This is a genomic window from Phaeovulum veldkampii DSM 11550, assembly GCF_003034995.1.
Classification (GTDB): Bacteria; Pseudomonadota; Alphaproteobacteria; order Rhodobacterales; family Rhodobacteraceae; genus Phaeovulum; species Phaeovulum veldkampii.
The window spans coordinates 18,832-29,370 of record NZ_PZKF01000035.1; the positions used below are offsets into that span (position 1 = coordinate 18,832).

The 10,539-nt window shown below is 66.1% G+C and carries 11 protein-coding genes; 2 read left to right on the plus strand and 9 right to left on the minus strand.

The features are described from left to right. The first annotated feature begins 70 nt into the window (after positions 1-70). Positions 71-541 carry a hypothetical protein gene (locus C5F46_RS12920; RefSeq protein WP_107325757.1) on the plus strand — a complete coding sequence of 157 codons (471 nt, stop codon included), beginning with the start codon at positions 71-73 and terminating at the stop codon, positions 539-541. On the opposite strand, the gene C5F46_RS12925 is transcribed toward C5F46_RS12920, so the two are convergent. From C5F46_RS12925 to glmU, 3 genes are read right to left on the minus strand one after another with little or no spacing between them, the layout of a single operon-like run. Beyond that, positions 529-1,239 carry a DNA alkylation repair protein gene (locus tag C5F46_RS12925; protein ID WP_107325758.1) on the minus strand — a complete coding sequence of 237 codons (711 nt, stop codon included), beginning with the start codon at positions 1,237-1,239 and terminating at the stop codon, positions 529-531. The two genes, C5F46_RS12920 and C5F46_RS12925, sit on opposite strands and share 13 nt — an antisense overlap. Next, positions 1,236-3,050, minus strand: coding sequence for a glutamine--fructose-6-phosphate transaminase (isomerizing) (gene glmS / locus C5F46_RS12930; protein ID WP_107325759.1), 1,815 nt, complete (start codon positions 3,048-3,050; stop codon positions 1,236-1,238). Before glmS ends, C5F46_RS12925 begins: the two co-directional genes overlap by 4 nt. Beyond that, the gene (gene glmU, locus C5F46_RS12935; RefSeq protein WP_168796801.1) at positions 3,051-4,400 is read right to left on the minus strand and encodes a bifunctional UDP-N-acetylglucosamine diphosphorylase/glucosamine-1-phosphate N-acetyltransferase GlmU; all 1,350 of its coding nucleotides are present in this window, start codon (positions 4,398-4,400) and stop codon (positions 3,051-3,053) included. It lies immediately after the preceding gene. Positions 4,401-4,492: 92 nt separating this feature from the next. On the opposite strand from glmU, the gene C5F46_RS12940 reads away from it, so the two are divergent. Continuing rightward, entirely contained in the window at positions 4,493-5,173 is a 681-nt protein-coding gene (locus tag C5F46_RS12940) for an HAD-IA family hydrolase (RefSeq protein ID WP_107325761.1), read from the plus strand. A gap of 19 nt (positions 5,174-5,192) precedes the next feature. Here the strand turns inward: C5F46_RS12940 and C5F46_RS12945 are convergent, their stop codons facing one another. The 6 genes from C5F46_RS12945 to C5F46_RS12970 all read right to left on the minus strand — a co-directional run bounded on the left by C5F46_RS12945 (position 5,193) and on the right by C5F46_RS12970 (position 10,481). Beyond that, on the minus strand, positions 5,193-5,543 hold the full coding sequence (locus C5F46_RS12945; protein ID WP_107325762.1) for an H-type lectin domain-containing protein: 351 nt from the start codon (positions 5,541-5,543) through the stop codon (positions 5,193-5,195). Between the two features lie 101 nt (positions 5,544-5,644). Further along, positions 5,645-6,046 carry a F0F1 ATP synthase subunit epsilon gene (locus C5F46_RS12950; protein WP_107325763.1) on the minus strand — a complete coding sequence of 134 codons (402 nt, stop codon included), beginning with the start codon at positions 6,044-6,046 and terminating at the stop codon, positions 5,645-5,647. 12 nt (positions 6,047-6,058) lie between these two features. Beyond that, entirely contained in the window at positions 6,059-7,483 is a 1,425-nt protein-coding gene (gene atpD, locus C5F46_RS12955; protein ID WP_107325764.1) for a F0F1 ATP synthase subunit beta, read from the minus strand. A gap of 18 nt (positions 7,484-7,501) precedes the next feature. Then, positions 7,502-8,371, minus strand: coding sequence for a F0F1 ATP synthase subunit gamma (locus tag C5F46_RS12960; protein ID WP_107325765.1), 870 nt, complete (start codon positions 8,369-8,371; stop codon positions 7,502-7,504). Between the two features lie 20 nt (positions 8,372-8,391). Next, on the minus strand, positions 8,392-9,921 hold the full coding sequence (gene atpA, locus C5F46_RS12965; protein WP_107325766.1) for a F0F1 ATP synthase subunit alpha: 1,530 nt from the start codon (positions 9,919-9,921) through the stop codon (positions 8,392-8,394). Next, the gene (locus C5F46_RS12970; protein ID WP_107325768.1) at positions 9,921-10,481 is read right to left on the minus strand and encodes a F0F1 ATP synthase subunit delta; all 561 of its coding nucleotides are present in this window, start codon (positions 10,479-10,481) and stop codon (positions 9,921-9,923) included. Before C5F46_RS12970 ends, atpA begins: the two co-directional genes overlap by 1 nt. Positions 10,482-10,539 lie beyond the last annotated feature (58 nt).

Sequence of the window (10,539 nt, forward strand, 5' to 3'; positions counted from 1 at the left end):
GCCAGACCCGCCCGGCGGCAAGATGATCGCGCCCATTGCCGGAACGGCCCGGCCGGGGTAGCCTGAAGTCATGCGCACCCACCTGCCCCTTGCCGCAATCTGCTGTGCCCTGCTGGGCGCCTGCGCGATGCCCTTTGGCCCCAAGGCAACACCACCCGAGCCGCTGGCCGTGCCCGCGCCCAGCCCCGCGCTGGCGGCGCCCAGGCCGCGGCCCGCGGCCCGCACCGCCGCCGAGTTTGATACCACCACCCCCGCCCAGCGCGCCGCCGCCGCAACCCCGGCCAGCGGCGGGCAGGCGCTGGGCCGCACCATTGCCGCGCTGGGCGACCCGACCGAGCCGGGGTTTTGGGTCCGATCACCGCTGGTCAGGGTGGCGGGCAAGGGGCGACTGGTCGATCCGGCCTCGGGCACCTCGGTTCAGGTCGATCTGGTGCCGCTGCCGGGCGATCCCGGCGCGGGCAGTCAGGTGTCGCTGCCCGCCTTTCGGGTTCTGGGCCTGCCGCTGACGGCACTGCCCGAACTGATGGTCTACGCCGACTGATCCCCCGCCGCAGGCCTTGCGTCGGGCAGCAGGGCCGCAGCCTCCTTGAATGCAAGCCGCGTCAAAAGTTGGCCGTGCTGCGCGAGCCAGTCCCGCACCCGCGGCGCATCGTGTCGCGACAGATCGCGCAGCCAGCCCGCAACCGCGCGTTGCAGCAGCGCATCGGGCACGGCCGCCAGATCGGCGGCCCAGCCCAGAACTTGCTCGCGCGCGGCCAGATCGGCGGCTTTGGGGTGCGGCAACCGGCTGAAGCCCTGGGTGAATGTCAGCACCGCGCGCCGGGTCCAGCGGTTTGGCGCCACGACCCAGTCGGACAAGGCCCCAAGCCGCGCCGGGTCGGCCATCAGCCGCCGCGCCCCCGCCGCCGCCGCCGCATCGGCAATGGCCCAGGCGTCGAACTGCGGCACCCAGGACAGGATCAGCGCCCAGACCGCCGCATCGTCACGGATACGCGCCTGTGTCAGCACCTTGGCCGCCGCAATCCGCGCCTCATGCACATCGCTTTGCCACAGCGCATCGGCCAGCGCCACACGGCCCGGCACATCCAGCCCGGCGCGCCACTCGGCCACCCGCGCCTCGATCTGCGGCGCGGACAGACCCAGATACGCGCGCGGGGCCTTGTGATGGGCTGCCGCCGCCTCGGCGCGGACCGGGTCGGCCTCGGCCCGCAGCAGGGCCAGAGCATCCTCGCTGATCATTCGACTGTCACCGATTTGGCCAGATTGCGCGGCTGGTCCACGTCGGTGCCCTTGGCCACCGCGGTATAATAGGCCAGCAGTTGCGCCGGGATCGCATAGAGGATCGGCGCAAAAGGCTCGGCCACCTCGGGCAGGCGCAGGCAGGCCCATGTGCCCGCCCCCGCCTCGGCCGCGCCGCGCGCATCCGACACCAGCAGCACCTGGCCGTGACGGGCAAGAACCTCTTGCATATTCGACACGGTCTTGTCGAACAGCCGGTCATGCGGGGCCATCACCACCACCGGAACGGTCCGGTCGATCAGCGCGATGGGGCCGTGTTTCAGCTCGCCCGATGCGTAACCTTCGGCGTGGATGTAGCTGATTTCCTTCAGCTTCAGCGCACCCTCCAGCGCCAGCGGATACATCGGCCCGCGGCCCAGGAACAGCACATCCTGCGCCTCGGCCAGATGTTCGGCCAGTTTTTCGATCTCGGGCGCCACCGCCAGCGCCTGATGGATCAGACCGGGCAACCGCGCCAGTGCCGCCAGATGCGCGGCCAGTTGTGCATCATCCAGATGGCCGCGGTCGTGACCAGCCTTCAGCGCAAGCAGCGCCAGCACCAGAAGCTGACAGGTGAAAGCCTTGGTCGAGGCCACGCCAACCTCGATCCCGGCAAGGATCGGCAGCGCCAGATCGGCCTCGCGCGCGATTGACGAGGTGGGCACGTTCACCACCGCCACGGTCTTTTCGACCTTGCCCTGACAATAGCGCAGCGCCGCCAGCGTATCGGCGGTTTCGCCCGACTGGCTGACAAAGATCGCCCAACTGCGCGCGGGCATCGGCGGCTCGCGATAGCGAAACTCGGACGCAACGTCGATTTCGACGGGCAGGCCAGCCAGCGATTCAAACCAGTATTTCGCCACCGAACAGGCGTAAAATGCAGTGCCGCAGGCCACCAGCGTCAGCCGGTCCAGCCCCGCAAACGCCACCCCTGCGGGCAGGTTGATCTGCCCGTCTTTCACATAATGCGCCAGCGCATTGCCCAGAACCGCGGGCTGTTCGGCGATTTCCTTAGCCATGAAATGCTTGAAGCCTGCCTTGTCCACGCGGGTCTGGCCCAGGTCGATCTGAAGGATCTCGCGGTTGGCGGGGCGGCCCTCGGCATCATAGATCTCGGCGCCGGCGCGGGTGATAAAGGCGTAATCGCCCTCTTCGAGATAGGTGATCCGGTCGGTCAACGGTGCCAGCGCAATTGCATCCGACCCCACGAACATCTCGCCATGACCATGGCCGATCGCCAACGGCGAGCCTTTGCGCGCCGCGATCAGCAGGTCATCCTCGCCCTCGAACAGGAACAGCAGGGCAAATGCCCCATGCAGCCGCGCCAGCGTGGCCCGCGCCGCCTCGCGCGGGGGCAGGCCACGGTCCATATGCAGCCGGGTCAGCAGCGCCACGGTTTCGGTATCGGTTTCGCTTTCCGGCATCAGCCCGGCCTCGGCCAGTTCCGCGCGCAGGTCGCGGAAATTCTCGATGATGCCGTTATGCACCACCGCCACCGGGCCAGAGCGGTGCGGATGCGCGTTGCCGGTAGTGGCCGCGCCATGGGTGGCCCAGCGGGTGTGCCCGATCCCGGCCTTGCCCGGCAGTGGGTCATGAACCAGCAGGTCCGACAAATGCACCAGTTTGCCCACCGCGCGGCGCCGGTCCAGCCGCCCGGCGTTCACCGTGGCAATGCCCGCGCTGTCATAGCCGCGGTATTCCAGCCGTTTGAGAGAGTCCAGCAACAGCGGCGCAACCTCATGATTGCCCAGCGCACCAACAATGCCACACATTCACTTGCTCTCCTTCTGACGGCGGACCTTTTCGGCGCGCAATTTCTCCATCAGCCTGACCGCAAGACCCGGCTTGTTCACCTGCCGCGCCCGCCCGATGGCCAAGGCATCGTCGGGCACATTTTCAGAGATGACCGAACCTGAGCCAGTCATCGCCCGCGCCCCCACCGTGACCGGGGCCACCAGCATCGTATCCGACCCGATGAAGGCATGGGCGCCGATTTCGGTGTGATGCTTCATCACCCCATCATAGTTGCAGGTCACGGTGCCCGCGCCGATGTTGGTGTGCTCGCCCACATGCGCATCGCCCAGATAGGTCAGATGGCCGACCTTCACGCCCTCATCCAGCACCGCGTTCTTGATCTCGACGAAATTGCCCACATGCACATCTTCGGCCAGTTCCGCGCCGGGGCGCAGCCGGGCAAAGGGGCCGACGGTTGCGCCGCGACTGATGTGGCAGCCCTCCAGATGGCAAAAGGCCCGCACCTCGGCGCCCGATTCGATGGTGACGCCGGGGCCGAACACCACATTCGGCCCGATCACCGCATCGCGCCCGATATGGGTATCCAGCGCAAAGAACACGGTTTCCGGCGCGGTCAGGGTGACGCCATTGTCCAGCGCCTCGGCCCGCATTCGGGCCTGAAACAGCGCCTCGGCACGCGCGAGTTCGGCGCGGGTGTTGATGCCCAGCGTTTCTGCCTCGGCGCAGGTCACAACCTTGGCCGACAGCCCCTCGGCGCGGGCGAGCGCGACGATGTCGGTCAGATAGTATTCATGCGCGGCGTTGTCGTTCGTCAGCCGCGGCAGCAGCCGCGCCAGCGTGGCCGCATCCGCCGAGATCACGCCCGAATTGCACAGCGCAATCGCGCGCTCGGCCTCGGTCGCGTCCTTGAACTCGACGATGCGTTCCAGCCCCGCAGGCCCCGTCACCAGCCGCCCATAGCGGCCCGGTTCGGCCGCCTCAAAGCCCAGAACGACCACATCGGCCGTGGCCTCGGCCAGCGCCTCAAGCGTTTCGGGGCGGATAAAGGGGGTGTCACCATAAAGCACGATCACCCGGCCCTCGAACCGCTCAAGCGCGGGCAGCGCCTGCCGCACCGCGTGGCCAGTGCCCAGTTGTTCGGCCTGCAACACCACCTCGGCCTCGGGCGCCCAGACTGCGGCGGCCTTGCCCACCTGTTCGGCACCATGCCCCGCCACCACGATCACCCGTTCCGGCGCCAGCGCGGCGCCTGCCGTCAGGGCGTGGGCCAGCAACGGCGCCGCCCCGAGGGGGTGAAGAACCTTCGGAAGGTCAGAATTCATCCGGGTGCCCTGGCCTGCCGCCAGAACGATCAGCGCATTGCCCATCATCTTGCCTTTTCTTCTGCTCATCCCCGTTTTACGCAGGAACAGTCGCGCCGCAAGGGCCGCAACATCACGCAACCTTGCCGCAGGTTACAATGAAGGGGCCGCAATTGCGCACGGTGATTTTCGATCTGGATGGCACGCTGGCCGATACCTCGGCCGATCTGATCGCGGCGGCCAATGCCTGTTTTGACGCCCGCGGCATGGCGGTGCGGCTGGACCCCGTGCACGATGCGCGCGTGGCCTTTCATGGCGGCAGGGCGATGCTGCGCGAGGGTTTTGCCCGTGCGGGCCAGGGCGGCGAGGCCGAGGTGGAGCAGGATTACCCGCGCCTGCTGCTGCATTACGGCGAACACATCGACCGCCACACCCGGCTGTATCCGGGCGCGAGGGCCGCGTTGGACCGGCTGGCGGCAACCGGCTTTGCCCTTGGCATCTGCACCAACAAGCCCGAGGGTCTGGCCGAGGAATTGCTGCGCCGTCTGGGCATCCGCAGCCATTTCGCGGCGCTCATCGGGGCCGACACGCTGCCGGTGAAAAAGCCCGACCCGGCGCCTTACCGCGCAGCGGTGGCGGGCGCGGGCGGGGTTGTGGCGCGTTCGATGCTGGTGGGCGACACCGTGACCGACCGTGACACCGCGCGCGCGGCGGGTGTGCCTGTGGCGCTGGTCGCCTTCGGCCCCGAAGGCCCCGGCCTTGCCCGGCTGAAGCCCGAGGCGATGCTGGCGCATTTCGACGACCTGCCGGAGCTTGCCGCGCGGCTGATCCGGCGATAACGCCGGGGCCAGTGCCGCCTCAGTCCACGTCCCAGTCGTCTTCGGTGTGCAGCGCCCCGATCGCCAGCCAGTCCGCGCGCACACGGGCCACGCGGCTGTCGCCCCAGGTCTTGAACACGATCACGACCCCCTCGGACGTCACCGCCTCGGCGGAAATGTCCATCCGGCCGTTGTGCTTCTGGTCGATGTCCCACATCGACAGCGACACCTGCACCACCGGCGGCGCCGCGAACGGCTCGGCAAAGGTCACAGCACGGCGCAGGGCGCGCGGGCCTTCGCCCGTCCACATCACGCCGCCGTCCTGAAAGTCGGAAAACAGGACCAGAGATCCCCGGTCGATCCCGATGGTGTGGCTGTGCAATCGCTGCATTCCGGCCCCTCCCCTTCATCCTCCCTGCATAGCGCCCCGCAGGAAATGAAAAAAGCCCCGGTTGCCCGGGGCCTTTCATTTCCTGCGCGTGCGCCTTGGGCTTATTGCCCGATCTGGGCACCCAGGGCTTCCATGTCGGCTACGAGCTTGGCCGCGGTATCGGCCGGGCTGCCCGGTGCCGCGACGGCGGCGGCGGCGCGAATCTCGGCCAGCATCTCGGCATAGATCGCGGGCGACACCTCTGCACTGGGCAGGCCACGCTCGGCCAGAACCGTCACCGACCCGGCGTTGATCTCGGCAAAACCGCCGGTCACGGTATATTCGGCGCTGCCCGTTTCCGACACCACGGTCAGAACACCGGGGCGCAGGGTCGTGATCAGCGGCGCATGGCCCGGCATCGCGGTCAGGTCGCCCTCGGCGCCCGGGATCCGCACCTCGAGCGCCTGAACGGAGGCAAGCCTCCGCTCCGGCGACACGAGATCGAACTGGATCGTATCGGCCATGTCCCTGCCCCCTTACGCGGCTTCAGCGGCCAGACGCTGCGCCTTGGCGATCACTTCCTCGATGCCGCCGACCATGTAGAAGGCCGCTTCAGGCAGGTGGTCGTATTCGCCAGCCACAACCGCCTTGAACGACTTGATCGTGTCTTCCAGCGGCACCTGTTTGCCATCAGCCCCGGTAAACACCTTGGCCACGTCGAACGGCTGCGACAGGAACCGCTGGATCTTGCGGGCGCGGGCCACGGTCAGCTTGTCCTCTTCCGACAGTTCATCCATGCCGAGGATGGCGATGATGTCTTGCAGCGACTTGTAGCGTTGCAGGATGCCCTGCACCGAACGCGCGACCTGGTAATGCTCTTCACCGATGACTGCCGGGTCCAGCAGACGCGAGGTCGAGTCGAGCGGGTCCACGGCCGGGTAGATACCCAGTTCCGAGATCGCACGCGACAGAACCGTGGTCGCGTCAAGGTGCGCAAACGAGGCGGCCGGCGCCGGGTCGGTCAGGTCGTCGGCCGGCACATAGATGGCCTGAACCGAGGTGATCGAACCGCCTTTGGTCGAGGTGATGCGTTCCTGCAGCGCGCCCATGTCGGTGGCCAGCGTCGGCTGATAGCCCACCGCCGAGGGGATGCGGCCCAGCAGCGCCGAAACTTCGGAACCGGCTTGGGTAAAGCGGAAGATGTTGTCGACAAAGAACAGCACGTCGGTGCCGGACTGATCGCGGAACTGTTCGGCCAGCGTCAGGCCGGTCAGCGCGACGCGGGCACGCGCCCCCGGCGGCTCGTTCATCTGACCGTAAACCAGCGCCACTTTCGATTCATCGAGCTTGTCGAGGTTGATAACCCCCGACTCGACCATCTCGTGATACAGGTCGTTGCCTTCACGGGTCCGTTCGCCAACACCCGCGAACACCGAAAAGCCGGAGTGCACCTTGGCGATGTTGTTGATCAGTTCCATGATCAGAACCGTCTTGCCCACGCCGGCGCCGCCGAACAGGCCGATCTTGCCGCCTTTGGCATAGGGGGCCAGCAGGTCGATGACCTTGATGCCGGTCACCAGAACGACGCTTTCGGTCGACTGTTCCGAAAACTCGGGGGCGGGCTGGTGGATCGCGCGGGTCATCGCCTGATCGACGGGGCCCTTTTCGTCCACCGGCTCGCCGATGACGTTCAGGATGCGCCCCAGCGTCGCGTTGCCCACCGGAACCGAGATCGGCGCGCCGGTATCGGTCACCTTCTCGCCACGGACCAGACCTTCGGTCGCGTCCATGGCAATGGTGCGCACGGTGTTTTCGCCAAGGTGCTGCGCCACTTCAAGGATCAGCCGCTTGCCGTTGTTATGCGTCTCAAGAGCGTTCAGAATCGCCGGGAGGTTGTCCTCGAACTGGACGTCCACGACGGCGCCGATCACCTGCGTGATTTTGCCGATTGCTGTTGCCATAGTCTATCTCCGGTTCCGTCAGAGCGCCTCGGCGCCCGAGATGATTTCGATGAGCTCTTTGGTGATCGAGGCCTGCCGCGAGCGGTTATACTGGATCGTCAGCTTGTTGATCATGTCGCCCGCGTTACGGGTGGCATTGTCCATCGCGCTCATCCGCGCGCCCTGTTCGGAGGCGCCGTTTTCCAGCAGGGCCGCAAAGATCTGCGTCGCAAGATTGCGGGGCAGCAGTTCGGCCAGGATCGCCTCTTCGCCCGGTTCATAGTCGTAGACAGCAGAAACATCTGCGCCTTCCGCGACCTTGGCCGGGATCACCTGATGCGCCGTCGGGATCTGGACGATGACCGACTGGAAGCGGTTGTAGAAGATGGTGGCGACATCGAACTCGCCCGCATCGAACCGGTCCAGCACGTCGCGCGCCACCTTTTGCGCGGTGTCATAGCCCATGCGCTTGACCTCGGACAGATCGACATGGCCCACCATCAGATGGCCCATGTCGCGCCGGAGCTGTTCGCGCCCCTTCTTGCCGACGGTGAGGATCTTTACCGTGCGGCCTTGGCGGATCAGTTCGTTGGCCCGCGCGCGGACCAACCGCACGATGGTCGAGTTGAAGCCACCGCACAGGCCGCGTTCGGAGGTCATCACCACCAGCAGATGGGTCTGCTCTGCACCGGTCCCGGCCAGCAGCCGGGGCGCCCCATCGGACCCGCCGACAGAGCCGGCCAGCGCCGCCATCACCGCATTCATCCGCTCGGCATAGGGCCGTGCGGCCTCGGCGGCTTCCTGGGCGCGGCGCAATTTTGCGGCCGCGACCATTTGCATCGCCTTGGTGATCTTCCGCGTGTTCTTGACGCTTCCGATCCGGTTTTTCAGGTCCTTAAGGCTAGGCATGCCCCTATCCTCTCAAACGCTTAGGCGAAAGTCTTGACGAACCCGTCCAGCACGGCGCGGATCGACTTTTCAAGTTCACCGGCGATCTTGCGATCATTGTTGGTGATGTCGTCCAGCAGCGCACGTTCCGAAGTGCGCAGGTGGGCAAGCAGGGCTTGCTCGAACCGGCCCACGTCCTTCACCGCGACGTTGTCCAGATAGCCTTTCACGCCCGCGTAGATCACGATGACGATTTCGGCATTGGTCAGCGGCGAATACTGCGGCTGCTTCATCAGTTCAGTCAGGCGCGCGCCGCGGTTCAGCAGCTTTTGCGTGGCCGCATCAAGGTCAGAGCCGAACTGCGCGAAGGCCGCCATTTCGCGGTATTGCGCCAATTCCAGCTTCACCGGACCCGCAACCGATTTCATCGCCGAGGTCTGCGCGGCAGAGCCGACGCGCGACACCGACAGACCGGTGTTCACAGCCGGGCGGATGCCCTGATAGAACAGTTCGGTTTCGAGGAAGATCTGACCGTCGGTGATCGAGATCACGTTGGTCGGAATATAGGCCGACACGTCACCCGCCTGGGTTTCAATGATCGGCAGCGCGGTCAGCGAACCGGCACCAAAATCCTCGTTCAGCTTGGCCGAACGCTCCAGCAGGCGCGAATGCAGATAGAACACGTCGCCCGGATAAGCCTCACGCCCCGGCGGGCGACGCAGCAGCAGAGACATCTGGCGATAGGACACGGCCTGTTTCGACAGGTCATCGTAGATGATCAGCGCATGGCGGCCCGAGTCACGGAAATATTCAGCCATCGCGGTGCCCGAATAGGGCGCCAGGAACTGCATCGGCGCCGGGTCGGAGGCGGTCGCAGCGATGACGGTGGTGTATTCCATCGCGCCGGTTTCTTCGAGCTTCTTGACCAGCTGCGCCACGGTCGAACGCTTCTGACCGACGGCGACGTAGAAGCAGTGCATCTTGGCCGCCGGATTGGCCTCGTTATACACTTTCTGGTTCAGGATCGTGTCGAGCGCGATCGCGGTCTTGCCGGTCTGACGGTCGCCGATGATCAGCTCGCGCTGGCCACGGCCAACCGGGATCATGGCATCGACCGATTTCAGGCCGGTCGCCATCGGTTCATGAACCGACTTGCGCGGGATGATGCCCGGCGCCTTGACGTCCGACACACGGCGCGCGGTGGTCACGATCGGGCCTTTGCCGTCGATCGGGTTGCCGAGCGCATCCACGACGCGGCCCAGCAGGGCCTCGCCCACCGGCACGTCCACGATGGCCTTGGTGCGCTTGACGGTGTCGCCTTCTTTGATGTCGCGGTCGGAGCCGAAGATCACGATCCCGACGTTATCGACTTCAAGGTTCAGCGCCATCCCGCGGATGCCACCCGGAAACTCGACCATCTCGCCCGCCTGGACGTTGTCGAGCCCGTGCACGCGTGCAATACCGTCACCGACGGACAGCACCCGACCAACTTCGGAAACCTGGGCATCCTGCCCGAAGTTCTTGATCTGCTCCTTGAGGATCGCAGAGATCTCAGCAGCTTGGATTCCCATTATCCGACCTCTTTCATGGCATTCTGGAGGGACGCGAGCTTCGCGGCGACCGAGGTGTCGATCATTTTGGAGCCCAGCTTGACGATCAGCCCGCCGATGAGTGCCTCATCGACGGAGATGTTGAGTTTGACGGTCTTGCCCGTCTGCGCCTTCAGCGAGGCGGCAAGCCGGTCAGCCTGCGCGGCCGACAGCGGCTGCGCCGAAATCACATCGGCGGTCATTTCACCCTTGGCTTCGGCGATCAGCGCCTTGAGCGCCGACAACAATTGCGGCAGCGCGAACAGGCGGCGATTTTCGGACATCAGCGCCAGCGTGTTGGACATGATGGGCGAAAGACCCATCTTGCCTGCCAGCGCCGCCACCGCGCGGGCCTGCGCCTCGCGGGAATACAGCGGGGAGGTCGTCAGCTCGCGCAGATCGGCGCTTTCGGCCAACGCGCCTTCCAGCGCCGCCACATCGGATTCAATCGCGCCAAGCGCGCCCGACTCGTGGCAAAGATCAAAAACTGCCGTCGCATAACGTCCGGCAACGGCTGCGGAAATCGAAGCTGGCTTGGACACGTCCACCCTTCCGATGTCTTTGCCTCCTCCCCGGCAGCCGCCGGGCCAGAGGCCCCCC

Excerpts from the sequence above, each read along its gene's own strand:
- C5F46_RS12960 (WP_107325765.1), bottom strand. The coding sequence starts at position 8,371 with ATGCCTAGCCTTAAGGACCTGAAAAACCGGATCGGAAGCGTCAAGAAC.
- C5F46_RS12925 (WP_107325758.1), bottom strand. The coding sequence starts at position 1,239 with ATGATCAGCGAGGATGCTCTGGCCCTGCTGCGGGCCGAGGCCGACCCG.
- C5F46_RS12945 (WP_107325762.1), bottom strand. The coding sequence starts at position 5,543 with ATGCAGCGATTGCACAGCCACACCATCGGGATCGACCGGGGATCTCTG.
- glmS (WP_107325759.1), bottom strand. The coding sequence starts at position 3,050 with ATGTGTGGCATTGTTGGTGCGCTGGGCAATCATGAGGTTGCGCCGCTG.
- atpA (WP_107325766.1), bottom strand. The coding sequence starts at position 9,921 with ATGGGAATCCAAGCTGCTGAGATCTCTGCGATCCTCAAGGAGCAGATC.
- C5F46_RS12920 (WP_107325757.1), top strand. The coding sequence starts at position 71 with ATGCGCACCCACCTGCCCCTTGCCGCAATCTGCTGTGCCCTGCTGGGC.
- C5F46_RS12950 (WP_107325763.1), bottom strand. The coding sequence starts at position 6,046 with ATGGCCGATACGATCCAGTTCGATCTCGTGTCGCCGGAGCGGAGGCTT.
- atpD (WP_107325764.1), bottom strand. The coding sequence starts at position 7,483 with ATGGCAACAGCAATCGGCAAAATCACGCAGGTGATCGGCGCCGTCGTG.
- glmU (WP_168796801.1), bottom strand. The coding sequence starts at position 4,400 with ATGGGCAATGCGCTGATCGTTCTGGCGGCAGGCCAGGGCACCCGGATG.
- C5F46_RS12940 (WP_107325761.1), top strand. The coding sequence starts at position 4,493 with ATGAAGGGGCCGCAATTGCGCACGGTGATTTTCGATCTGGATGGCACG.